At 59.1% G+C, this 26,316-nt stretch carries 23 protein-coding genes; 4 read left to right on the top strand and 19 right to left on the bottom strand.

All coding sequences use genetic code 11. The features are described from left to right. From ACR0K1_RS22395 to rpsL, 4 genes are all read right to left on the bottom strand, one after another. Positions 1-91, bottom strand: a 91-nt coding sequence (locus tag ACR0K1_RS22395; RefSeq protein WP_215675807.1) for a GTP-binding protein, incomplete at its 3' end; no start/stop codon positions are given. Between the two features lie 60 nt (positions 92-151). Continuing rightward, entirely contained in the window at positions 152-2,269 is a 2,118-nt protein-coding gene (gene fusA / locus ACR0K1_RS22390) for an elongation factor G (protein WP_480616750.1), read from the bottom strand. Positions 2,270-2,287: 18 nt separating this feature from the next. Next, entirely contained in the window at positions 2,288-2,758 is a 471-nt protein-coding gene (gene rpsG, locus ACR0K1_RS22385) for a 30S ribosomal protein S7 (protein WP_170446863.1), read from the bottom strand. 15 nt (positions 2,759-2,773) lie between these two features. Continuing rightward, entirely contained in the window at positions 2,774-3,145 is a 372-nt protein-coding gene (gene rpsL / locus ACR0K1_RS22380; RefSeq protein WP_005621086.1) for a 30S ribosomal protein S12, read from the bottom strand. Positions 3,146-3,530: 385 nt separating this feature from the next. Here rpsL and ACR0K1_RS22375 point away from each other — a divergent pair, with 385 nt between their 5' ends. Continuing rightward, positions 3,531-4,346, top strand: coding sequence for a putative rhamnosyl transferase (locus ACR0K1_RS22375; protein WP_480616748.1), 816 nt, complete (start codon positions 3,531-3,533; stop codon positions 4,344-4,346). On the opposite strand, the gene ACR0K1_RS22370 is transcribed toward ACR0K1_RS22375, so the two are convergent. The 6 genes from ACR0K1_RS22370 to rplJ all read right to left on the bottom strand — a co-directional run bounded on the left by ACR0K1_RS22370 (position 4,331) and on the right by rplJ (position 15,806). Further along, positions 4,331-5,200: a DMT family transporter gene (locus ACR0K1_RS22370; protein ID WP_480851923.1), complete on the bottom strand. Its 870-nt coding sequence runs from the start codon at positions 5,198-5,200 to the stop codon at positions 4,331-4,333. The genes ACR0K1_RS22375 and ACR0K1_RS22370 overlap by 16 nt on opposite strands. Before the next feature lie 128 nt (positions 5,201-5,328). Beyond that, positions 5,329-5,949 (bottom strand): class I SAM-dependent methyltransferase, encoded by a 621-nt coding sequence (locus tag ACR0K1_RS22365; RefSeq protein WP_480616745.1) that lies wholly within the window; start codon positions 5,947-5,949, stop codon positions 5,329-5,331. A 130-nt stretch (positions 5,950-6,079) separates the two neighbouring features. Beyond that, positions 6,080-10,321, bottom strand: coding sequence for a DNA-directed RNA polymerase subunit beta' (gene rpoC / locus ACR0K1_RS22360; RefSeq protein WP_480616743.1), 4,242 nt, complete (start codon positions 10,319-10,321; stop codon positions 6,080-6,082). Positions 10,322-10,402: 81 nt separating this feature from the next. Further along, on the bottom strand, positions 10,403-14,539 hold the full coding sequence (gene rpoB, locus ACR0K1_RS22355; protein ID WP_480616741.1) for a DNA-directed RNA polymerase subunit beta: 4,137 nt from the start codon (positions 14,537-14,539) through the stop codon (positions 10,403-10,405). A gap of 294 nt (positions 14,540-14,833) precedes the next feature. Continuing rightward, positions 14,834-15,208 carry a 50S ribosomal protein L7/L12 gene (gene rplL, locus ACR0K1_RS22350; RefSeq protein ID WP_480616740.1) on the bottom strand — a complete coding sequence of 125 codons (375 nt, stop codon included), beginning with the start codon at positions 15,206-15,208 and terminating at the stop codon, positions 14,834-14,836. A 79-nt stretch (positions 15,209-15,287) separates the two neighbouring features. Further along, positions 15,288-15,806 (bottom strand): 50S ribosomal protein L10, encoded by a 519-nt coding sequence (rplJ, locus tag ACR0K1_RS22345; protein WP_480616738.1) that lies wholly within the window; start codon positions 15,804-15,806, stop codon positions 15,288-15,290. Positions 15,807-16,272: 466 nt separating this feature from the next. On the opposite strand from rplJ, the gene ACR0K1_RS22340 reads away from it, so the two are divergent. Further along, on the top strand, positions 16,273-17,244 hold the full coding sequence (locus tag ACR0K1_RS22340; RefSeq protein ID WP_480616736.1) for a phosphotransferase: 972 nt from the start codon (positions 16,273-16,275) through the stop codon (positions 17,242-17,244). Between the two features lie 143 nt (positions 17,245-17,387). Here ACR0K1_RS22340 and ACR0K1_RS22335 read toward each other — a convergent pair whose 3' ends face one another. The 3 genes from ACR0K1_RS22335 to rplK form a co-directional block, all read right to left on the bottom strand. After that, positions 17,388-18,173 (bottom strand): hypothetical protein, encoded by a 786-nt coding sequence (locus ACR0K1_RS22335; protein WP_480616735.1) that lies wholly within the window; start codon positions 18,171-18,173, stop codon positions 17,388-17,390. 140 nt (positions 18,174-18,313) lie between these two features. Next, the gene (gene rplA, locus ACR0K1_RS22330; protein WP_480616733.1) at positions 18,314-19,012 is read right to left on the bottom strand and encodes a 50S ribosomal protein L1; all 699 of its coding nucleotides are present in this window, start codon (positions 19,010-19,012) and stop codon (positions 18,314-18,316) included. Position 19,013: 1 nt separating this feature from the next. Further along, positions 19,014-19,463 (bottom strand): 50S ribosomal protein L11, encoded by a 450-nt coding sequence (gene rplK, locus ACR0K1_RS22325; protein WP_113791694.1) that lies wholly within the window; start codon positions 19,461-19,463, stop codon positions 19,014-19,016. Between the two features lie 432 nt (positions 19,464-19,895). On the opposite strand from rplK, the gene ACR0K1_RS22320 reads away from it, so the two are divergent. Then, on the top strand, positions 19,896-20,345 hold the full coding sequence (locus ACR0K1_RS22320) for a hypothetical protein (RefSeq protein WP_480851922.1): 450 nt from the start codon (positions 19,896-19,898) through the stop codon (positions 20,343-20,345). A 33-nt stretch (positions 20,346-20,378) separates the two neighbouring features. After that, on the top strand, positions 20,379-20,675 hold the full coding sequence (locus ACR0K1_RS22315) for a hypothetical protein (protein WP_480851921.1): 297 nt from the start codon (positions 20,379-20,381) through the stop codon (positions 20,673-20,675). Positions 20,676-20,780: 105 nt separating this feature from the next. Here ACR0K1_RS22315 and nusG read toward each other — a convergent pair whose 3' ends face one another. The 6 genes from nusG to ccoG form a co-directional block, all read right to left on the bottom strand. After that, entirely contained in the window at positions 20,781-21,314 is a 534-nt protein-coding gene (gene nusG / locus ACR0K1_RS22310) for a transcription termination/antitermination protein NusG (protein WP_480616755.1), read from the bottom strand. A gap of 188 nt (positions 21,315-21,502) precedes the next feature. Continuing rightward, positions 21,503-21,700, bottom strand: a complete 198-nt coding sequence (gene secE / locus ACR0K1_RS22305; RefSeq protein ID WP_050605011.1) for a preprotein translocase subunit SecE — start codon at positions 21,698-21,700, stop codon at positions 21,503-21,505. Between the two features lie 101 nt (positions 21,701-21,801). Next, positions 21,802-21,960: a cbb3-type cytochrome oxidase assembly protein CcoS gene (gene ccoS, locus ACR0K1_RS22300; RefSeq protein ID WP_170417043.1), complete on the bottom strand. Its 159-nt coding sequence runs from the start codon at positions 21,958-21,960 to the stop codon at positions 21,802-21,804. A 4-nt stretch (positions 21,961-21,964) separates the two neighbouring features. Further along, entirely contained in the window at positions 21,965-24,142 is a 2,178-nt protein-coding gene (locus ACR0K1_RS22295) for a heavy metal translocating P-type ATPase (protein ID WP_480616731.1), read from the bottom strand. A gap of 4 nt (positions 24,143-24,146) precedes the next feature. Next, the gene (locus tag ACR0K1_RS22290; RefSeq protein ID WP_480616730.1) at positions 24,147-24,605 is read right to left on the bottom strand and encodes a FixH family protein; all 459 of its coding nucleotides are present in this window, start codon (positions 24,603-24,605) and stop codon (positions 24,147-24,149) included. 2 nt (positions 24,606-24,607) lie between these two features. Beyond that, the gene (gene ccoG, locus ACR0K1_RS22285) at positions 24,608-26,035 is read right to left on the bottom strand and encodes a cytochrome c oxidase accessory protein CcoG (RefSeq protein ID WP_480616728.1); all 1,428 of its coding nucleotides are present in this window, start codon (positions 26,033-26,035) and stop codon (positions 24,608-24,610) included. Between the last annotated feature and the right edge of the window lie 281 nt (positions 26,036-26,316).

Raw genomic sequence — 26,316 nt, 5'->3', positions numbered from 1 at the left:
CTGCGGTCAGCGTGGTCTTGCCGTGGTCAACGTGGCCAATCGTGCCGATGTTGACGTGCGGTTTTGTACGCTCAAACTTTTCCTTTGCCATGATGGCCTCCTTTGTCGGTAATGACAGGAGCCCGCTAACCGGGCTCCCTCAAATCTTCGCTTATGCGTATTTCGCCTGGATCTCGTCCGAGATGTTCTGCGGAACCGGATCGTAGTGGTCGAACTGCATGGTGAACTGGGCACGGCCCGACGACATCGAACGCAGGGTGTTGATGTAGCCGAACATGTTGGCCAGCGGAACAAACGCGTCAATCGCGATGGCGTTGCCGCGCGGTTCCTGACCAGAGACCTGGCCACGACGCGAGGTCAGGTCGCCGATGATACCGCCGGTGTATTCTTCCGGGGTGATCACTTCGACCTTCATGATCGGTTCCAGCAGCTTCGCGCCAGCTTTGCGCATGCCTTCACGCATACACATCCGCGATGCGATTTCGAACGCCAGAACGCTCGAGTCGACGTCGTGGAACTTACCGTCCAGCAGGGCAACCTTGAAGTCGATCACGGGGAAGCCGGCCAGCGGGCCGCTGTCCATGACCGAGTTGATGCCTTTTTCAACACCGGGGATGTATTCCTTCGGAACGGCACCACCAACGATGCGGCTTTCGAACGAGTAACCCTCGCCCGGCTCGGTCGGCTGGATTTCCAGCTTGACTTCCGCGAACTGACCCGAACCACCAGACTGTTTCTTGTGGGTGTAGGTATGCTCGACCGGCATCGAGATGGTTTCGCGATAGGCCACCTGCGGTGCACCGATGTTCGCCTCGACCTTGAACTCGCGCTTCAGACGGTCCACCAGGATGTCCAGGTGAAGTTCGCCCATGCCCTTCATGATGGTCTGGCCCGATTCCAGGTCAGTTTCCACACGGAAGGACGGGTCTTCGGCGGCCAGACGGGCCAGACCCTGGGACATTTTCTCCTGGTCGCCCTTGGTTTTGGGCTCGACCGCGATCTCGATCACCGGATCGGGGAAGGTCATGGTTTCCAGAACCACCGGATCCTTCGCGTCGCACAGGGTGTCACCGGTGGTGGTGTCTTTCAGACCCGCCAGCGCGATGATGTCGCCTGCAAACGCTTCTTCGATCTCTTCCCGGTTGTTCGAGTGCATCATCATCATACGACCGATGCGCTCTTTCTTACCTTTGGTCGAGTTCAGGATCGAGTCACCCTTGTTCATGGTGCCCGAGTAGATCCGGGTGAAGGTCAGCGAACCAACGAAGGGGTCGTTCATGATTTTGAACGCCAGACCCGAGAAGGCCATGTCGTCGTCTGCACGACGGGCGATGTCACGAACTTCTTCCTCGTCGCCGGGTTTGAAGCCCATGTAATCGACAACGTCCAGCGGGCTGGGCAGATAGTCGATCACAGCGTTGAGCAGCGGCTGAACGCCTTTGTTCTTGAACGCAGACCCACCCAGAACCGGAACGAACGCGATTTCCAGGGTGCCTTTGCGCAGCAGGGCGCGCAGGGTCGGAACGTCGGGCTCATTGCCTTCCAGGTATTCCATCATCGCGTCGTCGTCCATTTCGACGGCCGCTTCGATCATCTTGCCGCGCCATTCTTCAGCCATGTCCTTCAGGCTGTCGCGAATCGGTGCTTTGATCCAGCTTGCGCCCAGATCTTCGCCCTGCCACAGCCATTCTTCCATGGTGACCAGGTCGATCAGACCTTCCAGCTCGGACTCGGCACCGATCGGAATACCAACCGGAACAGCGCGTGCGCCGGTGCGGTCTTCGATCATGTTGACGCAGTTGAAGAAGTCAGCGCCGATCTTGTCCATCTTGTTGACGAAAACCATACGCGGAACCTTGTAGCGGTCAGCCTGACGCCACACGGTTTCGGTCTGGGGTTCAACACCGGCGTTTGCGTCCAGAACGCAGACGGCACCGTCGAGAACCGCCAGCGAGCGTTCGACTTCGATGGTGAAGTCAACGTGGCCGGGGGTGTCGATGATGTTTAGGCGGTGCTTGGGCGTGTCAGCATGCTGACCATCTTCGGTGCGTTCCCAGAAAGTGGTGGTCGCAGCCGAGGTGATGGTGATGCCGCGTTCCTGCTCCTGCTCCATCCAGTCCATGGTGGCTGCACCATCGTGCACCTCACCGATGTTGTGGGATTTGCCAGTGTAATACAGGATACGCTCCGAGCAGGTGGTCTTACCTGCGTCGATGTGCGCCATGATACCGAAGTTACGGTATAGTTCGAGCGGATATTCGCGTGCCATTTTTGATAAGCCTCTGAATTACCAGCGGTAGTGGCTGAAGGCTTTGTTCGCCTCGGCCATCTTGTGGGTGTCTTCGCGCTTTTTCACGGCAGTACCGCGGGACTGTACAGCGTCCAGCAGCTCACCGGCAAGGCGCTCTTCCATGGTGTTTTCGTTGCGGCCGCGCGCAGCGGTGATCAGCCAGCGGATGGCCAGGGCTTCGCGGCGCTCGGGGCGGACTTCGACCGGAACCTGATAGGTTGCACCACCAACCCGGCGCGAGCGAACCTCGACCGACGGTTTGATGTTGTCGAGCGCTTCGTGGAACACTTCGACAGGTGCGCGCTTGATCTTGGTCTCAACGCGGTCAAAGGCGTTGTAGACGATGCGCTCGGCGACCGACTTCTTGCCGTCGATCATCAGGTTGTTCATGAATTTGGTCAGAACCTTGTCGCCAAATTTGGCGTCAGGCAGGACTTCGCGTTTTTCGGCGGCGTGACGACGTGACATATCAGCCTCTCCTTCTTACTTGGGACGCTTCGCGCCGTATTTCGAACGACGCTGCTTACGGTCTTTGACGCCCTGAGTATCCAGAACACCGCGCAGGATGTGGTAACGCACACCAGGAAGGTCTTTTACACGGCCGCCACGGATCAGAACAACCGAGTGTTCCTGCAGGTTGTGGCTTTCACCGGGGATGTACGAGATCACCTCGAACCCGTTGGTCAGGCGCACCTTGGCAACCTTACGCATAGCCGAGTTCGGTTTCTTCGGTGTGGTGGTATATACACGTGTGCAGACGCCGCGTTTCTGCGGGCACTGCTCCAGGTGCATGGACTTCGAGCGTTTTACTTTGGGCTGCCGCGGTTTGCGGATCAGCTGTTGAATAGTTGGCATTCCGGTTTCTTCCCCGTTTTGCAACACACATGACATGCACGCGGTTGCGTGCGGTTAAACTTTACTGCACTCATGCGTCCACAAGCGCAAAACCCGCGAGCGTTCCCATTCCGAGGTGAACGTCGCGGTTGGTTATCAGAGGGCGCGAACGGCAAAATTGTCCGGGCCTTGACCAGTTCATTACTGAGATCGGTTTTGGGGCGGCCCCCGGTACCGAGATGCGCGCGTATTAAGGGGAGTCGGCCCCGGTGTCAACAGCGCGCAGGCCCCGAGGCCCGTCAGGCCGGATAGCGCTGATTTATCAAAGGCCGCAGGCCCCTTCCACCGTTGCGGGTTCCGGATGCCCCCGGCATAGTGCGCTGAGACTTCGAATATCGGATGACGAATGCAAGTGATAGGGCTCTGCCGGTTTTCCTTTCCCGCCCTTGGGAGCTTTCAGACCGAACATGAAACGCTGGAGGAGCGGCGGCGGTTTCTCTACAGCCCCGAGCGGCTGGAAGAGCGGTTCCGCCTGTTTGAATCCTCGACTCTGCCCTGCTTTCGCGAACATACGGACGAGGATTTTGAACTGCTGGTCGTCGTGGGCCATTGCCTGCCCAAACCTGCCTTTGACCGGCTGAATGACCTGACGGCAGACGTGAAACAGGTGCGGATCGTGCAAAGATCGTCGGATACCGACAAACGCCACCGGCATGTGATGAAGGATATCCTGAACGAGGCCCGCACAGATCCCGATCAGCCCTGCCTGCAATTCCGCCATGATGACGACGATGCCGTGTCCGTCGATTTCGTGGAACGGCTGCGCGAAGCGGCGCGGGACAGCAAGGCGCTGATGGCGCGGAACCGTCATGTCGGGATCGATTTCACCCAAGGGTTTTTTGCCCGTCTCAATGCGCAAGGTATTGTGGCGAAAAAGACGTACAAGTCGCTACTGGGCGTCGGGCTTGGCATGCACATTCGCGGTGGATGCAAACAGACGATCATGAGCTTCACCCACCACAGGGTTGGTCGCTTCATGCCGGTCGTAAGCTACCCGGATGCACCGATGTGGGTGCGGTCCCTGAACGGTTTCAACGATTCCAAAAGGGCCAGGAACAACACCAAGGAACTGCTCCCCCTGACCCCCGAGCAAGAGGGCGAATTCATCGCCCGCTTCGCCATCGATCAGACCGTGGTCCGGCAGGTTCACTCTGCCGCCTGATGTGAGCGTTCGCGGAACAGGGTGAACACCCCAGCGGCCACGACCAACCCGGCCCCGAACAAGGTGATCATGTCCGGCCATTCGCCAAAAACGGCCCAGCCCAGCCCAAGGGCCCAGAGCAGGCTGGTATATCTGAAAGGCGCGATAAATCCGACCTCGCCTTCGCGCATGACCATGACGCTGAACAAATAGGCCACCAGGATAAACACCCCCGCCGCGGCCACCATCGCACCGCTGCCGGGTGATACGGCCGCCCAGCCCTCGAAGACCGAGAAAACACCAGCAATCAACGTGACCGACAGCGCTGTGGCAAGGGTAACGACCATGGATGGCACCTGCGCCGACATCCGCCGCGTGATCAGATCGCGCACAGCCACCGAGACCATCGCTGCCAGAGCGTAACCGGCATAGAGGCTGAACCCATCAGGCCCCGGCCGCACGATCAGCAGCATCCCGGCAAAACCGATGCCAATGGCCAAAATCCGCCGCCAGCCGATCCGTTCCGAGAAAAACAGCGCCGCCCCCAGCGTCACCGTCAGCGGCAGCGCCTGCAGAACCGCCGACACATTCGCAAGCGGCATGTTCTTCAGTGCGGTCAGGAAAAAGAAGGTGGCCGACAGTTCCGCAACGCATCGGAAGGCGATCAACCATTTGTCATGAAACGGAAAATTCAGATGCAGAGCGCCGAGATACCGGGCAAGGACAAAGATCAAACCGGTGGCCAGCGCCCCCCGCATCGCAACCACCTGAAACAGCGGCAGCTCCTGCAGGGCCACCTTCACAAAGGTATCGTTCACCGTAATCGCGGCCATGCTGCCCATCATCAGCAGGGCGCCTTTGACGTTGGGGGTCATTGCGCTCTGCTCCAAGTCAAGAATATCGAAGCATTGGCAGTACGCGGGGAATGGATGTCAAGAGTTTGCAAACCCCTGTAGTTTAAGTATGGACCAATGCGCATTTTTGTTGTTCAAGGCCTGACGTGTCATTTTCGGATGGCCACTATTCCTCGGCTCGTGCGTGAAGGGGGCCCGGAAGGAAAAGAATAGACAGTTTCAACATCGAAACCTGCCTCGCGTAGCAGAGACAGAATTTCATCCCGCTGAAACGTGCGGTGACGCCATTGAAACCAGATGATCACGTTGCACCAGTGCGGTTTGGACACCACAAGGTACAGCCGTCCACCGGGACGCAACAGGCCATAAATCTGTGTCAATGCGCGCATCGGATCGGGACAATGCTCGATCACATGCGCTACGAGAACGACGTCGGCAGGCTCCAGATCGACTTCACCCAACAAGCCCTGAACAAGGTGCGGCTCGACACCCCGGGCGCGCAAAGCAGCCTGACCCTGGATCAGCATCGCGCGGCTGGGTTCGAGCAGTGTCAGTTTTTCCGGTGGCCCATTGGCTGCTGTCCAAGCCTCGGAGAACGACGCCGTTCCCGCACCTATGTCCAGGACATGCGCCGGTTGTACCCTCTTCTTTGGCCCAGCGGTAAGGAACCCCAGATAGGCATCATAATAGCCCAGCATACGCATCTTATCGCCCCATTTTGGGGCGGCGCTCTCGTAGCGGGTCGCAATATCCGAGGTCATTTTCTTCATGGTATCCGCGCTTCAAATACCCCAATGCGAAGAACAATATTCTAATGCGCAAGCGTTACGTTCATAACACCCCAAAACAGAAAAAGCCCCGCGAAATCGCAGGGCTTCTTCGGTGTTTCTGAGGGTCCGCTTACTCGCGGCTTTCCGGTGTTTCCACCAGAACGTCCAGCTCATCGCCGACCAGATCGTCGTCCATGACCGGCGCAGCCAGGGCAGCGGCGGCTTCGGCCTCTTCCCGGCGGGCTTCGATCACCACGTTGTCACGCGACTGCGCGATGTGGCGGACGGCCTGCGTGGCACCACCTGTCCCGGCGGGGATCAGGCGACCGACGATGACGTTCTCTTTCAGGCCAACCAGCTTGTCCTTCTTGCCCTGAACCGAAGCCTCGGTCAGAACGCGGGTGGTTTCCTGGAACGACGCCGCCGAGATGAACGAACGCGTCTGCAGCGAGGCTTTGGTGATCCCCAGCAGGATCGGTTCGCCCTGAGCCGGACGACCGCCGCGCGAGATGGTCTTCTCGTTGGCTGCATCGAACTCCTGCTTGTCGACATGCTCGCCTTTCAGCAGGGTGCTGTCACCTGAATCCAGGATCTCCCACTTCTGCAGCATCTGGCGCACGATGACCTCGATATGCTTGTCGTTGATCTTCACGCCCTGCAGACGATAAACATCCTGCACCTCGTCGATCATGTAATCCGCCAGCGCTTCGACACCCATGATGGACAGGATGTCATGCGGGGCCGGGTTACCGTCCATGATATAGTCACCCTTCTGCACGAAGTCGCCTTCCTGCACCGGGATGTGCTTGCCCTTGGGCACCATGTACTCGATCGTTTCCATCGACTCGTCAGCCGGTTCGATGCTGATGCGGCGCTTGTTCTTGTAGTCGCGGCCAAAGCGCACGTAACCATCGGCTTCTGCGATGATCGCGTGATCTTTCGGACGGCGCGCTTCGAACAGTTCGGCCACACGCGGCAGACCACCGGTGATGTCCTTGGTCTTGGCACCTTCACGCGGGATACGCGCGACAACGTCACCGGCTTCGATGGTCTGGCCATCTTCGACCGACAGGATCGCATCCACCGACATCGGATAGTGAACCGGGTTGCCCGCATCGTTGCGGACCGGCTCGCCATCTTCACCGACCAGAATGATCTCGGGCTTCAGGTCGCTGCCTTTGGGGGCGGCGCGCCAGTCGATCACGATCTTCTGGGTCATGCCGGTTGCTTCGTCGGTCTCGTCGCGGACGGCAAGGCCCGAAACCAGATCGACATATTTCGCGGTACCGGCTTTCTCGGCGATGATCGGCAGGGTGTAGGGATCCCACTCGAACAGCTTGTCGCCACGGGCTACCTTTGTGCCGTCCTTGACGAACAGCTTCGAGCCATAGCCCAGCTTGAAGCTGGCACGCTCCTCACCGTGTTCGTCGTTGATCACCAGCTTCATGTTCCGGCCCATGACCAGGCTTTCGCCGGCGGCATTGACCAGAATCTGCGGGTTCTCGAACGCAACAACGCCGTCCTGGTTGGCTTCCTGGAACGACTGCTGACCACCTTGCGCAACACCACCGATGTGGAAGGTCCGCATCGTCAGCTGCGTACCGGGTTCACCGATGGACTGGGCGGCGATGATGCCGACAGCTTCACCCGTGTTCACCATGGTCCCGCGGGCCAGGTCACGACCGTAGCAGGTGGCGCAGACGCCTTCCTCGGACTCACAGGTCAGCGGCGAGCGGATGCGCATAGACGCGATGCCAGCTTCGTCAATCGTGTCGGCCATACGTTCGTCGATCAGTTGACCAGCGGCCACGATCACCTCATCCGTGCCCGGACGCAGAACATCGTCTGCGGCCACACGGCCCAGCACACGTTCGGCCAGCGAAGCAACAACCTCACCGTCGTTCACGGCAGCTTCGGCCGTGATCGCACGCTCGGTGCCACAATCGATCTCGCGCACGATGCAGTCCTGTGCCACGTCCACCAGACGGCGGGTCAGATACCCCGAGTTCGCCGTTTTCAGGGCGGTATCCGACAGACCCTTACGGGCACCGTGGGTCGAGTTGAAGTACTCGAGAACGGTCAGACCTTCCTTGAAGTTCGAGATGATCGGCGTCTCGATGATGTCACCGTTCGGCTTGGCCATCAGGCCGCGCATGCCGCCCAGCTGTTTCATCTGAGTGACCGAGCCACGCGCACCCGAGTGGGCCATCATGTAGACCGAGTTCGGTTCCTGCTCGGACCCGTCCTGTGCCCGATCCGACGACGAAATCGTGCTCATCATCGCTTCGGTGACGCGGTCGTTACACTTCGACCAGGCATCGACAACCTTGTTGTACTTTTCGCCCTGGGTGATCAGGCCGTCCATGTACTGCTGTTCAAAGTCCTTCACCTGACCGCGGGTGTCATCAACGATGCCCCACTTGTCGTCCGGAATGACCATGTCGTCCTTACCGAACGAGATGCCCGCCTTGAACGCTTCCTTGAAGCCCATCGACATGATCTGGTCACAGAAGATAACCGACTCTTTCTGACCGCAGTAGCGGTAGACGGTGTCGATCACCTGCTGCACTTCTTTCTTCCGCAGCAGGCGGTTGACCAGATCGAACGGCGCCTTGTTGTTCATCGGCAGCAATGCACCCAGACGCAGACGGCCCGGAGTGGTTTCATAGCGCTTCTGAACTTCGTTGCCTTCGTCGTCGATCTGCGTGATCCGCGCGGTGATCTTGGTGTGCAAGTGCACTTCACCCGAATCCAGCGCGTGCTGAACTTCGTCGATCGAGCCAAAGACCTTGCCTTCGCCCGGCATGCCTTCGCGTTCCAGGGTCACATAGTAGAGACCCAGGATCATGTCCTGCGACGGGACAATAATAGGCGCGCCGTTTGCAGGCGACAGAACGTTGTTCGTCGACATCATCAGAACGCGGGCTTCCAGCTGCGCCTCAAGGCTCAGCGGGACGTGAACGGCCATCTGGTCCCCGTCGAAGTCGGCATTGAAGGCCGAGCAGACCAGCGGGTGCAGCTGGATGGCTTTGCCTTCGATCAGAACCGGTTCGAACGCCTGAATGCCAAGACGGTGCAGCGTCGGCGCACGGTTCAGCATGACAGGGTGTTCGCGGATCACCTCGTCGAGGATATCCCACACTTCGGGGCGCTCTTTCTCGACCAGTTTCTTCGCCTGTTTCACGGTCGAAGACAGACCCTTGGCTTCAAGGCGCGAGTAGATGAACGGCTTGAACAACTCCAGCGCCATCTTCTTGGGCAGACCACACTGGTGCAGCTTGAGTTCCGGACCGGTCACAATGACCGAACGGCCCGAGAAGTCGACGCGTTTCCCCAGAAGGTTCTGACGGAAGCGGCCCTGTTTCCCTTTCAGCATGTCCGACAGCGATTTCAGCGGACGCTTGTTGGCGCCGGTGATCACGCGGCCACGACGGCCGTTGTCGAACAGAGCATCCACGGATTCCTGCAGCATCCGCTTTTCGTTGCGGACGATGATATCCGGCGCGCGCAGTTCGATCAGACGCTTCAGACGGTTGTTCCGGTTGATGACGCGGCGATACAGATCGTTCAGATCCGAAGTCGCAAAACGGCCACCATCCAGCGGGACCAGCGGACGCAGTTCCGGCGGAATGACCGGGATCACGGTCATCACCATCCACTCGGGGCGGTTGCCCGACTCGAGGAAGGATTCAACAACCTTCAGGCGCTTGATGATCTTCTTGGGCTTCAACTCGCCGGTCGCTTCGGCCAGATCAGCGCGCAGCTGCTCGGCTTCGGCTTCCAGATCGATCTGGGCCAGCATCTCACGGATGGCTTCGGCACCGATGTTCGCGGTGAACGCGTCCATGCCATAGGCATCCTGCGCATCCATGTACTCTTCTTCGGTCAGCATCTGGCCGTAGGTCAGGTCGGTCAGACCGGGCTCGATGACGACATAGTTTTCAAAGTACAGAACGCGTTCCAGATCGCGCAGCGTCATGTCCAGCATCAGACCGATGCGGGACGGCAGCGATTTCAGGAACCAGATATGTGCGACGGGCGCGGCCAGTTCGATGTGGCCCATACGCTCGCGGCGGACTTTTTGCAGGGTGACTTCCACACCGCATTTCTCGCAGACAACGCCGCGATACTTCATCCGCTTATATTTGCCGCACAGACATTCGTAATCTTTGATCGGGCCAAAGATACGCGCACAGAACAAACCGTCACGCTCGGGCTTGAACGTCCGGTAGTTGATGGTTTCGGGTTTCTTGATCTCGCCATAGGACCAAGACAGGATCCGCTCGGGCGACGCCAACGAGACCTTGATCTCGTCGAAAACCTTCGGGGGCGTCAGCGGGTTGAACGGGTTGTTGGTGATTTCCTGGTTCATTTGTTACCTCAAATCTTGCGGAAGGGGGGAGAGGGGAGCGGAAACTTCAAAAGTTTCCGCCCAAGAATTTTTTCAAAATTCTTATTCCTCAACCTCCGCATCCAGGAGTTCCATATTCAGGCCGAGGCCACGGACTTCTTTCACCAGAACGTTGAACGATTCCGGTACGCCCGCTTCAAAGTTATCCTCGCCTTTGACGATCGACTCATAGACCTTGGTCCGGCCAGCGACATCATCCGATTTCACGGTGAGCATCTCCTGCAGGGTGTAGGCAGCGCCGTAAGCTTCCAGAGCCCAGACTTCCATCTCACCAAAGCGCTGACCACCGAACTGCGCCTTACCACCCAGCGGCTGCTGGGTCACCAGGCTGTACGGCCCGGTCGAACGCGCGTGGATTTTGTCGTCCACCAGGTGGTGCAGTTTCAGCAGGTACTTGATGCCCACGGTCACCGGACGCGCAAACTGCTCGCCAGTGCGACCGTCGAACAGAACCGACTGACCACTTTCCGAGAAGCCCGCACGCACCAGCGCGTCGTTGACGTCAGCCTCTTTGGCACCGTCAAAGACCGGGGTTGCGATCGGAACACCGCGGGTCACGTTGCCCGCAGCCTCAATCAGGCCATCCTCGTCCAGACCGGTGATGCCTTCTTCATAGACATTCTCGCCATAGGCCAGCTTCATCGCTTCGCGCACCGGTGTCAGATCGCCGGAACGGCGGTATTCACCCAGAGCGTCGTCGATGTTCAGACCCAGACCGCGCGCGGCCCAACCCATGTGGGTTTCAAGGATCTGACCAACGTTCATACGCGAAGGCACGCCCAGCGGGTTCAGACAGAAGTCTACCGGGGTACCATCGGCCAAGAACGGCATGTCTTCCATCGGAACAACCTTGGAGATCACACCTTTGTTCCCGTGACGACCGGCCATCTTGTCGCCCGGCTGCAGCTTACGCTTCACGGCGATGAAGACTTTGACCATCTTCATCACACCCGGCGGCAGGTCGTCGCCACGACGGACTTTTTCGACCTTGTCCTCGAAACGGGCGTCCAGAGCGCGTTTCTGCACTTCGTACTGCTCGTTCAGAGCCTCAACGATCTGTGCGTCCTGCTCGCCTTCCAGCGCCAGCTGCCACCACTGACCACGGGTCAGGGTTTCCAGCAGATCCTCGGTGATCACCGACCCCGCCTTGACGCCTTTCGGGCCTTTGACAGCGGTTTTACCCAGGATCAGGCCCTGCAAACGCGCATAGATGTTGCGGTCAAGGATCGCCAGCTCGTCATCCCGGTCACGGGCCAGACGTTCGACTTCCTCACGCTCGATCTGCAGCGCACGCTCGTCTTTCTCGACGCCGTGACGGTTGAAGACGCGGACTTCCACGACCGTACCGTAATCGCCCGGCTTCACGCGCAGCGAGGTGTCGCGCACGTCAGATGCTTTTTCACCAAAGATGGCGCGCAGCAGCTTTTCTTCCGGGGTCATCGGGCTTTCGCCCTTCGGAGTGATCTTGCCGACCAGAATATCGCCCGGCTCAACATCCGCACCGATGTAAACGATGCCCGCCTCGTCGAGGTTGCGCAGCGCTTCTTCACCGACATTCGGGATGTCGCGGGTGATCTCTTCCGGGCCCAGCTTGGTGTCACGGGCGGCGACTTCAAACTCCTCGATATGGACCGAGGTAAAGACGTCGTCACGCGCAATACGTTCCGAGATCAGGATCGAGTCTTCGTAGTTGTAACCGTTCCACGGCATGAACGCGACGACCACGTTCTTACCAAGGGCCAGTTCACCCATATCGGTCGACGGACCATCGGCAATGACCTCGCCCTTCTGGACGGTGTCACCCACCTTGATCAGCGGACGCTGGTTGATGCAGGTGTTCTGGTTCGAGCGCTGGAACTTGCGCAGACGATAGATGTCAACGCCAGCGTCGCCCAGCTCCAGATCCTCGGTGGCGCGGATAACGATACGCTGGGCATCGACCTGGTCGATGATACCGGCGCGTTTCGCCTGAATCGCAGCGCCCGAGTCGATCGCAACCTTTTCCTCGATCCCGGTGCCGACCAGCGGTGCCTCGGCCCGCAGCAGCGGAACCGCCTGACGTTGCATGTTCGAGCCCATCAGAGCGCGGTTGGCGTCGTCATTTTCAAGGAACGGGATCAGCGATGCAGCGACCGAGACCAGCTGTTTCGGGCTTACGTCGATCAGGTCCACATTCTCGCGCGGGGCAAGGGTGTAGTCACCGGCCTGACGGGTCGACACCAGATCGTTGATGAACTTGCCATCCGCATCCAAGGTCGCGTTCGCCTGCGCCACGGTGTGACGCATTTCTTCAGTCGCGGACATGTAGTGAACCTCATCGGTCACCTCAGCGTCTTTCACGACGCGGTACGGTGTTTCGATGAAGCCATACTTGTTCACGCGGGCAAAGGTGGCCAGCGAGTTGATCAGACCGATGTTCGGGCCTTCGGGCGTTTCAATCGGGCACATCCGGCCATAGTGGGTCGGGTGCACGTCGCGCACCTCAAAGCCCGCACGTTCCCGTGTCAGACCACCGGGGCCAAGCGCCGAGAGGCGGCGTTTGTGGGTCACTTCCGACAGCGGGTTGGTCTGGTCCATGAACTGCGACAGCTGCGACGAGCCGAAGAATTCACGGACAGCAGCTGCAGCCGGTTTCGCGTTGATCAGGTCCTGCGGCATGACGGTGTCGATCTCGACCGACGACATACGCTCTTTGATCGCGCGCTCCATGCGCAGCAGACCGACGCGGTACTGGTTTTCCATCAGTTCGCCGACCGAACGCACACGACGGTTGCCGAGGTGGTCGATATCGTCCACGTCGCCTTTGCCGTCACGCAGTTCCACCAGCGCCTTGATGCAGGCCACGATATCTTCGCGGCGCAGGGTGCGCAGGGTGTCCGGCGCGTCCAATGCCAGACGCATGTTCATCTTCACACGGCCAACCGCGGACAGGTCATAACGCTCGCTGTCGAAGAACAGGGTGTCGAACAGGGCCGACGCAGCCTCGACGGTGGGCGGCTCGCCCGGGCGCATGACGCGGTAGATGTCCATCAGCGCGCTTTCACGGTTCAGGTTCTTGTCCTGAGCCATCGTGTTGCGCATGTATGGGCCGACATTGACGTTGTCGATGTCCAGAACCGGGATGTCGGTGATGCCCGCATCCATCAGGTCCTTGACGGTGCCGCCGATCAGGTCGCCGTCCTTGTCGTATTCCAGGGTCAGCTCATCCCCGGCTTCGACATAGATCGCGCCGGTTTCTTCGTTGATGATGTCCTTGGCGACAAACTTGCCGACGATGTTGTCGAAGGGCACCAGCAGGTTGGTAACGCTGCCTTCGTCGATCAGCTTCTTGACCGCGCGCGGGGTGACTTTCTTACCCGCCTCGGCAATCACTTCACCGGATTTCGCGTCGACCAGATCATAGGTCGGACGGGTGCCGCGCACGCGCTCGGGGAAGAACGGCGTGACCCAGCCTTTCTTCTTGTCCAGCTTGTAGGACACGGTGTTGTAATAGGCGTCCATGATCGCTTCCTGATCCAGACCCAGCGCATAAAGCAGGGTTGTCACAGGCAGTTTGCGGCGACGGTCGATACGGGCGAACACGATGTCCTTGGCGTCGAACTCAAAGTCCAGCCAGCTGCCGCGATACGGGATGATGCGGCAGGCAAACAGCAGCTTGCCCGAGGAATGGGTCTTGCCCTTGTCATGGTCAAAGAACACACCGGGCGAGCGGTGCATCTGGCTGACGATCACACGCTCAGTGCCGTTCACGATGAACGTGCCGTTCGGTGTCATCAGGGGCATGTCGCCCATGAACACGTCCTGTTCCTTGATATCCTTGACCGATTTCGCACCGGTGTCCTCATCGACATCAAACACGATCAGACGCAGAGTGACCTTCAGCGGCGCGCTGTAGGTCATGTCGCGCTGCATGCACTCTTCGACATCATATTTCGGCTTTTCCAGATCGTATTTCACGAACTCCAGAACGGAGGTTTCGTTGAAATCCTTGATCGGGAAAACCGACTGGAACACGCCTTTGATGCCTTCGCCGTCTGTGGGCTGCTCTGCATCGCCGGAGCGCAGGAAAAGGTCATAGGAAGATTTCTGCACCTCAATGAGGTTCGGCATTTCCAAAACTTCGCGGATTTTGCCGTAGTATTTACGAAGACGTTTCTGGCCAAGGAACGTTTGAGCCATGTCAGATGTCACCTTTCGATGTTCTCAGCGGGCAAAGACACCGTCGGGCCCCGGCATCTTGCACAATCGAGACAACACGTCCGGATCAATTCATGGCCACCGTCCCGAAGGCAGCCTCCCGATCCGAAAACCGTGTCTTAGAAAACGCCCCCGTCAATGAGGCCCTTTCTAAGACAGGTTCGGCTGGACCCGGATTTCTCCGGACCCAGCCTGAACTTTCGGGCACAGACCGGAGTTCCTGAAGAACTCCGGACCGCTTTCTTTTCAAGAAAGCGGGTCCCTGAGCAAAAACGCTTAGGCCAGTTCGACCTCGGCGCCAGCTGCTTCCAGCTTGCCTTTGACTTCTTCGGCTTCGTCTTTCGACACGCCTTCTTTGATCTTGCCGCCGGCTTCGACCAGTTCCTTGGCTTCTTTCAGGCCCAGACCGGTGATGCCGCGAACTTCTTTGATCACGTTGATTTTCGAAGCGCCGGCGTTCTTCAGAACGACGTCGAATTCGGTTTTCTCTTCCTCGGCTGCACCGCCGGCATCGCCAGCTGCGGCAACCATTACGGCGCCGCCAGCTGCGGGCTCGATGCCGTATTCGTCTTTGAGGATGGTTTTCAGTTCTTGTGCTTCCAGCAGGGTCAGACCCACGATGCTTTCTGCGAGTGCTTTCAGATCAGCCATTTTATCAGCTCTTTCCGTTTACAATGTGTGTTCCAACGTCAGGGCGCATGCCCTACGCAGATCATTCAGTGCCAACCGCTTACGCAGCTTCCGCCTTCTCTTCGATGGTGGAAAGGATGCTTGCGATGTTGCTTGCAGGTGCGCCAATCGCGCCGGCGATGTTCGAAGCAGGTGCGCCAATGCAGCCAACGATCGAAGCAATAAGCTCCTCACGCGACGGCATTTTCGAAACGGCTTCAACGCCTTTGCGGTCCAGAGCGTTCTCGCCCATTGCACCGCCAAGGATTTCGAACTTCTTGTTCTCCTTGGCGAAGTCCTCAGCCACCTTGGCTGCTGCCACGGGGTCCTCGGAATAGGTCAGAACGGTCATACCCGTCAGCAGGTCAGCGATGCTTGCACATGGCTTTCCGTCGAGGGCGATTTTGGCGAGCCTGTTCTTGGCAACACGCACGGCACCACCCGCGTCACGAGCACGTGCGCGAAGGTCCTGCATCTCGGCAACTGTCAGACCGGCGTAGTGAGCAACCACCACGACGCCAGAGCTTTCGAAGATCTGGCCGAGTTCCTCGACCACTTTCTCTTTCTGGGCTCTATCCACAGTTCTCTCCAAGTTAGGGGCGATATCTCACCCCGGCTCATATTTGCCGAAGGCAAGCCCCCGGCGTTCAGGTCCGTTGTTACGGGATTGGCCAAAATGCGCCCGAGGATCGCGACCCTCAGAATTCTTTGGTCTTACCCGTCTCAGGCAGGGAATTAAGGGGCCGGATGGCACCACCCACCGTCTTGGACGAAACAAAATAAAGCGCACGACGAATCGCACGCTTTATTCCGCAGGTCTACTTAGGACAGATAGGCGGGGTTTCCAAGGGGTAAAATCACCGATTGCATCGGTGTTTTGCCCCTGAATTTGAATGTTCCGTCACCATACCATGTTCGGCGTGATGCCAATAGAACAAAATGACCCGACCCGCGGTTTCGGATGCAGCCGCAATTGACTTGCGCACCCTTGTGCAGTCCATTCGGACGGTCGGATACCACAACACAGATATGCGTATTTTCCCAAGATGCAGGCCCTGACCAAAGACGAACACGCCCGCGCCGCCGCCTGCGTGAAAGAATTCGCGCAAAACGGCATCCACGGGGCCATTTCGGGATTTGACTGCGTCTACCGGTCTCACGACTTTCCTGAGACCCGCTTTCTGCTGCGGGTCAAGGCCGGGTCGAACCATTATGCAATCAAGATCGACACCGAATCCGCCGAGACCGGCAGGCTGCAGAAGGAATTCGCCCTTCTGAAGGACCTGAGCGCCTATTTCGGGGGCAACCAGACATCGCGGGTCATTGAACCCGTTTACCTGTCACAGAACGGGACATTCTTCGCCTCGGAATTCATCGACCGCCCGACAGCCGTCGATCTGATCTACAACTGCACCAACGCCGACCAGGTCGCGCAGATTTACCGCCGCGCCGGGTCCTGGCTGCACGATTTCCACGGGTTCCGACCGCCAACGCAGTACGGCTTCCGCCCAAGATGGATGACCACCAGCTTTCACGAGCTTGCCGCATCCCTCCCCCACCCCCTCGCCCGAAAAAGCGAGGTTATGATCAACGTCATGCGGTCCGAGGCCGACCGGCTGAAAGGCCAACCCGACCTGCGGGTCTTTGCGCATGGGGATTTCCACGGTCTGAATCTGATCGTAGGCCAGGGCAAAACCATCGGCCTGGATTTCACAGAAGCGCGCGAGAAACTGGCAACCTATGACATCGTCGACTTCCTGAAGGCGGACATCTTCCGCGATGGCCCCGCATCCGAGGTCGACCGTAGCGGCATCCTGAAAAGACACAAAGAGATGTTCTTTCGCCGCTACCGCCATCCGATCAATACCGACATTCTGGATTTCTGCCTCCGAGGGCGATTGCTGAAAGACTGGCTGTTTCTCAGCCGCAGCGACTATGCCTGCAGCCCGCAGGAAGACCACCGCCGCGCACGGCTGGAACTGAGGCTGCAACAGGCGTTCCGGCAGAGCTTCGGCTAGGGCGTGATTATGCCCGGGTTAAATCCAAATACGAACTGCTTGCGCCCATTCACCCTTTCACCGCCACCACTCAGCTTCGATAGGTAATCGGCGGCCAAGGCTTTTGGATGGAAACACCAGAGTGGGCACCAGCAGCCATCTACTTACGTTTCGCCCCTTCTCAACTCTTCAACCGTAGTTCTAACCGTGTGATCCCACTCAAACTTGGCATCCAGATGCTCCAGCACGTATTTTGCGAAGTCCTGAATCGAGCTATTCCCATCGAGTTGCCGTAGGGCATGCAGAATGATGTCGACAACTGCACCGTCATGCGCGCGCTCGCGTTCCACGTCTGAAAAACGCTTGTGTATAACCTCGGGAAATTCAGATACAGATGCGTTCGTTAGTCTTTTGAGTTGTGTATCCTCTCGCTCAATTCTTTCTTCTGCCCGTCTGTTGCCATCTTGTCGCGCCATTACGCGAAGATGCCCTCCGGGCCGCTCGCGAATTTGCTCCATGATGTAGTGGTTCGTCTCGCGAACAGCCTCTTGCCCCCCTTCTTTTTCGATATAGTTTTTTAAAGCCCTGACCGCCCATGCAGGGCATTTCCTGCTACTCGGCCTCTGGGGGTCGGCCAGCCACGATTGCAACGTCCTGTTTGTCACTTTGCGTGAGGTTTCGCCCTCCAAAATAATCTCAACAAACGAGCAGTTCCCGGCAAATGTACCATGAACAAGCCTCTGCATCTCGGATCGGTTTCTTTCGTCGTCAACCGTCTGTCGAAGGTCCTCAAGGATCAAGTCGATCTTAACCTCATCCAGTTTCTTCCCGACCTCGTTTGCAATCTTAAATGTCACCCCTGGGCCTTGCGCCTCATATGTGATGTCTATAACCAAGCCCGTCTCACGGTGTGTGGCCTCGGGATTTGCATACCTGTAGTCAAACTTCATTGCATTTTAACCTTACATCTTGTGCGCACTATGTGCGCACAAGATGTAAGGTGCGTGATCTTTCAAATCAAGACAACCAATAGAAAAACCCGGGCAGTTTGCACCGCCCGGGTCTATCCTGTCTGACGAGGCGTCAGGGCTTATTCGCCCGAAGCAGCCGCCACATCCAGCGTCACGCCGGGGCCCATGGTCGAGCTCAGCGCGATTTTCTTCATGTAGGTGCCTTTGGCGCCCGACGGCTTCGCCTTGGCAACAGCCGAAACGAATGCGCGGACGTTTTCGACCAGCTTGGCTTCGTCGAACGACGCTTTGCCAACACCGGCATGCACAACGCCGCCTTTTTCCGCCTTGAACTGAACTTCACCGCCCTTGGCTGCTTCCACGGCCGCTTTCACGTCCATGGTCACGGTGCCGACCTTGGGGTTCGGCATCAGGTTGCGGGGGCCCAGAACCTTACCCAGACGGCCGACGATCGGCATCATGTCCGGGGTGGCAATGCAGCGGTCGAATTCGATGGTGCCGCCCTGAATGGTTTCCATCAGGTCCTCTGCGCCAACGATATCTGCGCCTGCTTCTTTCGCTTCGTCCGCCTTGGGACCACGCGCGAACACAGCGACGCGCATCGCTTTGCCGGTGCCGTTCGGCAGGCCGACAACGCCGCGCACCATCTGGTCCGCGTGACGGGTGTCAACGCCCAGGTTCAGAGCAATCTCGATGGTCTCGTCGAACTTCGAGGTCGCATTGCCCTTGACCAGAGCAACCGCTTCTTCAACCGACAGGTTTTCCTTACCGGCGATAGCTTCGCGCGCAGCGCGGGTACGTTTACCGAGTTTTGCCATCTTACTTCACCTCGATGCCCATAGAGCGGGCCGAGCCCAGGATGATCTGCATTGCGCCTTCGACGTCGTTGGCGTTCAGATCTTTCATTTTGGCTTCGGCAATTTCGCGAACCTGCTTGGTGGTCACGGTGGCCACGGTTTCACGACCGGGGTTTTCCGCGCCACGGGGGCGGTTCCGCTTGCCAACCGGCTTCAGACCAGCGGCTTTTTTCAGGTAGTAAGACGCGGGCGGCGTCTTGATGTCCATGGTGAAGGACTTGTCCTGATAATAGGTGATCACGGTCGGGCAAGGGGCACCCTGCTCCATATCTGCGGTCTTGGCGTTGAACGCCTTGCAGAATTCCATGATGTTGATGCCGCGCTGACCCAGCGCCGGACCAACTGGCGGCGAGGGGTTCGCCTGACCTGCAGGAACCTGCAGCTTCATTGTACCAGCAAGCTTCTTGGCCATTTGGTTTTCCTTTCAACGTGAATGGGACGCGTCCCACCCGGTTTATGTTGCGTGGTCCGGCCCGGGATCGCGATCCCAAGAACCTCCCACGAGAGAATCTCGCCCGAAGACGATAGAGGCGGCGTTTATAGGGGAATGGTGGGGTTGGCAAGGGCATTGCGAATATCCACTCACGTACATCCAAACCGAACTCACAGTATGGAATTCCAGCATCGCGCCAAATCTACTTCTGATTGAAGATTGCTGATATTCAATCAAACCATTTGCAAAAGGCAGCTTTTGTTCCCTCTAAATTCACCCACCGTCTTTTCGATTGCTCTAGCAGGCTTCGCGTTGACTTCCGCAATAGCGTTTCGATTTGATTGGCGAGTTCGCGCTCCGCTCATGCTCGCTTCAATTGCTCTTCCCGCGGGCTTCTTGTTGTACCACCCGATGGCGGGTCAATATGCTGGGCTAGGGTACCTCATTGTCATCTTGTCTTGCCTTGCCATGTTTGCACTCGGCGCGGGCTGGGGCAGTGTCATGAGACTTGCGCGAGTTTCTCCGACTATATCCGTTTCAGTTCCGGTCATTGTCGCCTGCGCATATACGGGTCACGCCCTTTGGCTTCAGTACGTGCCAAAGGATTGCCTTAAAGAAGACCTGCATGTTCGTATTGCTGGTGAAGTTGTAGTTCTACCACCAGAACTAAAACCCCGCCTCGAAATTGGGAATTCCGCAACCCATTTCGGAAGGATGAACCGCAAATCTGGTTTTTCGAAGATATGCAGACGTAGCCAAAACGGCACACGCGCTATTGATATGGACGTGGTGTGGATAACCCCCGCATCCAATCATGCGGCTCTGACTTCTCTCTGTGAGGGCATTGATGAGCCCGAGTAGTGCGGTCGCTATTCCTCGCATCCGTACCGCCACGTGGGAAAGGTGCTGTTTGCGACTGAGGATGAGCTTGGCTTTCCCAAACCGTATTGGAAAGAAGGCGGATCGTTGAAGAAAGAACGTCAAGGCGACCTGAACAAAGGTTCAATTTGTCTTTTACCGGATGAAGGGATTAAAACTCAGTGTTGGGTTTGGCAGCCGTTTGGGAAAGGGTCGAGATTGACGGTCAGCACAAACAATCTTGACCCAATATTTGTTGACATGCCCGTTGACGAAGCTCGCGAGGTGGCTCTCCAGGCCCTCAACACGACTCTTGCCATTGTTCAACCTTAAGTGCCCGCTCTACGGGCACAGCGACTTGATTTAAGTAGTCCAAAAAACAAGAAAACGCCGCGCTACCCAAGGCAACGCGGCGTCAAAATCTCCACAAGGCTCTAATCAGCCCTGCTTCGTAACCTGCGTAAAGTCCAGTTCCACAGGCGTTTCCCGCCCAAAGATCGAAACCGAGACCTTCAGCTTCTGCGCCTCGTCGTCCACGCCCTCGACCATGCCGTCGAAATCCTCGAACGGGCCGTCGTTGACCTTGACCTTCTCGCCGATCTCGAAGGTGATCATCAGCTTCGGCGCTTCTTCGCCCTCCTGAACGCGGTTCAGGATCTGGTTCACCTCGGCGTCGCGCATCGGCATCGGGCGTCCCTGAGGGCCCAGGAAACCGGTGACGCGGTTGATCGAGTTGATCAGGTGGTAGCCCTGATCCGACATCTCCATATGCACCAGCACATAGCCGGGCATGAAGCGGCGTTCGGTCGTGACCTTCTTGCCCCGGCGCACTTCGATCACCTCTTCGGTGGGCACCAGAACCTCGTCGATATCATCTTCAAGGCCCTGCTCGGCCACCGACGTGCGGATCTGCTCTGCGATCTTCTTTTCGAAATTCGAAAGAACGCTGACCGAGTACCACCGTTTCGCCATGAACCTGTCGTCCTTGTTTGCCTTCGGTCGCATCCTGTTGGCCGGATGCACCGGTATTGAAATTCCATCACGTGACCCGGAATAAAAAGCGGCGCGCGGTCCGAATCGCCGCACGCCCATTCCGAATAGTCCCGCGTCACCTACTAGCACATTGCGCGGGGCGCAAGGGGGCAGCTGTGTTTGGGCGCTTAGCTGAACGCGCCGAGGATCAGCTGCAGACCGCCGCGAATGCCCAGATCGACCAGAGCGAAGAACACAGCCGTCAGCGCCGCCATGATGAACACCATGACCGTGGTCAACAGCACCTCGCGCCGGGTCGGCCAGACGACCTTGGAAACTTCGGCACGGACCTGCTGAATGAACTGGATCGGGTTGGTGGTAGCCATTTGGCGTATTCTCTCTGCTAGCGGATGGGCCGGACATAACCGGGCATTGCGGCAATTTCAAGGGCAGTCGGGCCTACTGTGATGTCCTGGGCATGGCCCGGTCAGGGTTTGGGCTTGTCGTCCCATTCGTCGCTCAGAATCCGGCGGGCGTCGCCCTCGGGGTCTTCGTACTGGTTCGAGCGCACTGTGTAGATGAACGCAACCAGTCCAACACCGCCCAGAAACAGGGAAATCGGGATCAGATATGCCAGCACTTCCATCGCTTCACCTCAGCCGCAATGCGTTCAGGGATACGGTAATGGACGAGGTCGACATCGCCAATGCCGCAATCAGCGGGGTCGCCAGCCCGATCACCGCCAGGGGCACGGCGATCACGTTGTAGACGGTGGCGATCTGAAAGTTCTCGCGAATCCGTTTGGTGGCTTTGACCGCCGTGTCGCAGGCATCCGCGATGGGCGACAGGTCATTGCCCAGCAGCACGATGTCCGAGGCCACCCGCGCCGCATCCAGCGCCGAGGCCGGAGAGATCGAGACATGCGCCGCCGCCAGCGCTGCCGTGTCGTTCAGGCCGTCGCCGACCATCAGAACGCGGCGGCCCTGTTCGCTGAGGTTTTGGATATGCCCGGCCTTGTCCTGCGGCAAGGCTTCGGCAATCCAGTTGGTGATGCCCAGCTTACCGGCCAATGTTTCAACGGCCCCGCGCGCGTCGCCCGAGATCAGGATCACCTGCTTGCCGGATCGGGCAAAAGCGGCGACCGCCTCGGCCGCGCCGGGGCGCAGGGCGTCGGTAAATCTGAAGGCAACGGGCGCGTTTTGCCCGACCGCCAGCCAGGCAGAGGTCTCCGCCCCCTGTTCACCGCCCACCCAGGCCGCGCGGCCCAGACGCACGCGTTCTCCGCGATAGGTGCCTTGGGTGCCATAACCCGGCACTTCGGCAATATCGCGCAGGTTGGCCGGTTTGATCCCGGCGGCCCGCGCGGCAGAGGCCAGCGAGACCGACAGCGGGTGCGCGGATGCCTCGGCCAAGGCCAGCGCGATTTCCAGATCAGCGCGGGAATGGTCGCTCAGGTTGGTCAGCTCGGGCGTGCCCGAGGTCAGCGTGCCGGTCTTGTCGAAAACAACCGTGTCCACCTCGGCCAGACGTTCCAAAGCGGTGGCGTGTTTGATCAGCATCCCCTTGCGGAACAACCGGCCCGAGGCTGCCGTGGTCACCGCAGGAACGGCCAGACCCAGCGCGCAGGGGCAGGTGATGATAAGCACCGCCGCCGCGATGTTCAGGGCGGTCCTCAGATCGCCGGAATAGATATACCAGCCCACAAAGCTGAGCGCCGACAGGATATGCACACCCGGCGCATAAAGCTTGGCCGCCTTGTCCGCCAGCGAGGTATAGCGCGAGCGCCCGGATTCCGCGATTGCCACCAGATCGGCCATGCGGTGCAGCGAGGTATCTTCACCCACCGCCGTCGCGCGGATGGTCAGTGGACCGGTCAGGTTGACCTCACCGGCGCTGACGGCCTGCCCGGTTTCAACGAAGACCGGCAGGGTTTCCCCGGTCAGCAAGGACCGGTCCAGTTCGGATTGGCCTTCGACAACCTCACCATCCACGGGCATCCGCCCACCGGGACGCACAAGGATTAAATCGCCGACAGACAGCGTTGACACCGCGACCTCTTCTTCGCGGCCTTGAACGACACGAATGGCGCGGGGCACTTCCAATGCGGTCAGTTCCTCGGCGGCGGATCGGGCCGCCGCGCGGGTGCGGTAGTCCAGATACCGGCCAGCCAGCAGGAAGAAGGTCAGGGTCAGGGCGGCATCGAAATAGGCATGCTCGCCGCTCAGCGCGGTTTCCCACAGCGATGTGGCCAGCGCCAGCAGGATCGCCAGCACAATCGGCACGTCCATGTTCAGCCGCCGGACGCGCAGGGCGCTCCAGGCGTTGGCAAAGAAGGGCTGGGCGGAAAACGCAATCGCGGGCAAGGCGATGGCCGCCGAAATCCAGTGGAACATGTCCCGCGTCGCATCCGATGCACCGGACCAGACCGAAACCGACAGCAGCATCACATTCATCGACGCAAACCCGGCCACCGCCAGCCGCATCAGCAGGTCGCGGCCCGCCTTGTCGGCGCTGGTGGCGGACAGGGCGCCGGGGTCAAGTTCATGCGCCTCGTACCCTGCGCCTTCCAGAACCGGGATCAGATCGGCGGCGCGCGTCTCGGGCGCGGCTTTGATCATGGCGCGTTTCAGGGTCAGGTTGACCCGCGCATCCTCGACGCCGGGATGGGCGTTCAACTCGCGTTCAACGGTCGCGATACAGGCCGAGCAATGGATGCCCGGCAGGGACAACGCAATCTGGGCATCCTGCGGAATGGGTCGCGCCGGTTCTGCCGGGGCCGCGATACAGCCCGGACAGGCCGCCGTGCCAGAGGAAAGCTGCGCCGTCACGTCCCTAGCCTTTCACATAAAGGGGCACGCGCTGCGCAAACTCGACGCCTTCGCTGTCGCGGGCCACAAGGCGGATGTTCCAGTTGCCCTTGCCCAGCGTGGCGGGCGTTGCATAGGCGGTGCCGTCAAAGGTGAAATCGGGAGTGAAATCCTCGCGCACATGGGTTGCGCGGCCTACCACGGCCTGCAGATCGGCCACCCGGACCGGATCGCCGCTGGCATCGGTGATATGCAGGATCAGCAGCCCGCCCCTGGTTTCGGCGCGCACCTCCCACCCCAGCGCCTGATGTTCCTGCAGGCGTTCGTTGAACTCCTGACTGGCGACGTACGAGTTCTTGACCTCCAGCCCCGGAAAGGTCTTCACCGCGCTATAGGCCAGCACCAGGTTAACCGCGATGATCACCCCGAAGGCCCCCACGAACACCGCCAGGGCGTGTTTTCCCGTGAATTTACGTTCCGCCATCATCAGTTCCCCCGCCCGTTGAACGTGGTGTCTTTGTAGGCGCGCTCACCGCTGCTGAGGTCCTCGACCCAGATGCGTACCGGGGTTGTATCCGCCCCCGCCGGTGTCGTGTCTCCGGAGGCCACGATGTAAACGCGGGTCAATTGTGCCGTATCTGCGGTGACATTCACAGTATCAATGTCGGTGCCCTCGATCTCGACCCGCATCGCCGGATCACCGGCCAGGGACAGCTTGAACAGCCGGTCTTCACCGTGTTTGTTGCGCAGCCGCACATCGTATGTGTTGCGGATCGTGCCATCGGACAGGGTCACGAAGGTCGGATTGCGCACGGGCGCGACCGTCAGATCGATATCCGAGCGGATGAACAGGGCAAACAGCAGCGCGAACCCCACCAGCGACCACAGCGACGTGTACAGGATCGTGCGTGGGCGCAGGATATGTTTCCACACGTTTTTGGGCGGTTTGCCCGAGCGCTCGTTGGCCTCATCGCTCAGCGCCATATAGTCGATCAGGCCGCGGGGCTTGCCGATCTTGGCCATCATGTCATCGCAGGCATCGATGCAAAGGGCGCAGGTGATGCATTCCAGCTGCTGGCCATCCCGAATGTCGATCCCAACCGGGCAGACATTCACGCAGGCCATACAGTCGATGCAGTCACCAAGCTCAGAGTCAGCCGTGCGTTTGCCCTTGCCGCGCGGTTCGCCCCGCCATTCACGGTAGCCGACGACCAGAGTATCCTCGTCCATCATCGCAGCCTGAATGCGGGGCCAGGGACAGGCGTAGATACAAATCTGTTCCCGCGCGAAGCCGCCGAAGAAAAAGGTCGTACCCGTCAGGATCAGCATCGTCGTATAGGCCACGGGATGCGCGTTGCCTGTGACCAGATCTCGCGCCAGCGTCGGCGCGTCGGCAAAGTAGAACACCCAGGCCCCGCCGGTGGCGAGGCCGATCAGGAACCAGGCGGCCCATTTGGTAACACGCAGCCGCGCCTTGCGGAAATCCAGCTTCGCCTGCCGGTGCAGCCGCAGCCGGGCGTTTCTGTCGCCTTCGATCCAGCGCTCGACCAGAATGAACAGGTCGGTCCAGACGGTCTGCGGACAGGCATAGCCGCACCACACCCGTCCCAAAGCCGAGGTGAACAGGAACAGCCCCAGTCCGGCCATGATCAGAAGACCGGCGACAAAGTAGAATTCGTGCGGCCAGATCTCGATCCAGAAGAAGTAAAAGCGCCGGTTCGCCATATCCAGCAGCACCGCCTGATCCGGCAGGCTGGGGCCGCGGTCCCACCTGAACCACGGGGTCACATAGTAGATGCCCAGCGTCACCACGAGGATGATCCATTTCAGATTGCGAAACGGGCCTGATACGCGCCGTGGAAAGATCGGCTCTCGGGGGGCGTATAAGCTGGGGGCGGGGTCGGAATCGCTCACTGGCTGGCTCCAATACAGGGTCTTCTGGAAGCGTGTTGTTCCAGATCACGTCTGTTCGAACTTTGACATGGGTCAAAACGCGCATCGAACAAACACCTTTTAGCATCCGTCCGGATCGACCTGGGGCACCGGAAAAGCCGTATTCCGGTGTTTTTCAGCCAAAACAGCGGTGTATCGAAGTGTGCGACCGCTCGGATGTCCACGTGCTGACCAATTGTCGCAGGCCATCCCGGCCGTGACAACAGAATTCAAAGCCGCGCCGGGTCTAAGATGTGGACCGG

The organism is Ruegeria sp. F5, assembly GCF_056533845.1.
Note: the sequence above shows the minus strand (reverse complement) of the source record. Positions and strands in the feature narration are given on the sequence as shown.

Coding starts and splice junctions, on each gene's coding strand:
- fusA (WP_480616750.1), bottom strand. CDS start 2,269: ATGGCACGCGAATATCCGCTCGAACTATACCGTAACTTCGGTATCATG.
- rpsG (WP_170446863.1), bottom strand. CDS start 2,758: ATGTCACGTCGTCACGCCGCCGAAAAACGCGAAGTCCTGCCTGACGCC.
- rpsL (WP_005621086.1), bottom strand. CDS start 3,145: ATGCCAACTATTCAACAGCTGATCCGCAAACCGCGGCAGCCCAAAGTA.
- ACR0K1_RS22375 (WP_480616748.1), top strand. CDS start 3,531: ATGCAAGTGATAGGGCTCTGCCGGTTTTCCTTTCCCGCCCTTGGGAGC.
- ACR0K1_RS22370 (WP_480851923.1), bottom strand. CDS start 5,200: ATGACCCCCAACGTCAAAGGCGCCCTGCTGATGATGGGCAGCATGGCC.
- ACR0K1_RS22365 (WP_480616745.1), bottom strand. CDS start 5,949: ATGAAGAAAATGACCTCGGATATTGCGACCCGCTACGAGAGCGCCGCC.
- rpoC (WP_480616743.1), bottom strand. CDS start 10,321: ATGAACCAGGAAATCACCAACAACCCGTTCAACCCGCTGACGCCCCCG.
- rpoB (WP_480616741.1), bottom strand. CDS start 14,539: ATGGCTCAAACGTTCCTTGGCCAGAAACGTCTTCGTAAATACTACGGC.
- rplL (WP_480616740.1), bottom strand. CDS start 15,208: ATGGCTGATCTGAAAGCACTCGCAGAAAGCATCGTGGGTCTGACCCTG.
- ACR0K1_RS22340 (WP_480616736.1), top strand. CDS start 16,273: ATGCAGGCCCTGACCAAAGACGAACACGCCCGCGCCGCCGCCTGCGTG.
- ACR0K1_RS22335 (WP_480616735.1), bottom strand. CDS start 18,173: ATGAAGTTTGACTACAGGTATGCAAATCCCGAGGCCACACACCGTGAG.
- rplA (WP_480616733.1), bottom strand. CDS start 19,012: ATGGCAAAACTCGGTAAACGTACCCGCGCTGCGCGCGAAGCTATCGCC.
- rplK (WP_113791694.1), bottom strand. CDS start 19,463: ATGGCCAAGAAGCTTGCTGGTACAATGAAGCTGCAGGTTCCTGCAGGT.
- ACR0K1_RS22320 (WP_480851922.1), top strand. CDS start 19,896: ATGGCGGGTCAATATGCTGGGCTAGGGTACCTCATTGTCATCTTGTCT.
- nusG (WP_480616755.1), bottom strand. CDS start 21,314: ATGGCGAAACGGTGGTACTCGGTCAGCGTTCTTTCGAATTTCGAAAAG.
- secE (WP_050605011.1), bottom strand. CDS start 21,700: ATGGCTACCACCAACCCGATCCAGTTCATTCAGCAGGTCCGTGCCGAA.
- ccoS (WP_170417043.1), bottom strand. CDS start 21,960: ATGGAAGTGCTGGCATATCTGATCCCGATTTCCCTGTTTCTGGGCGGT.
- ACR0K1_RS22290 (WP_480616730.1), bottom strand. CDS start 24,605: ATGGCGGAACGTAAATTCACGGGAAAACACGCCCTGGCGGTGTTCGTG.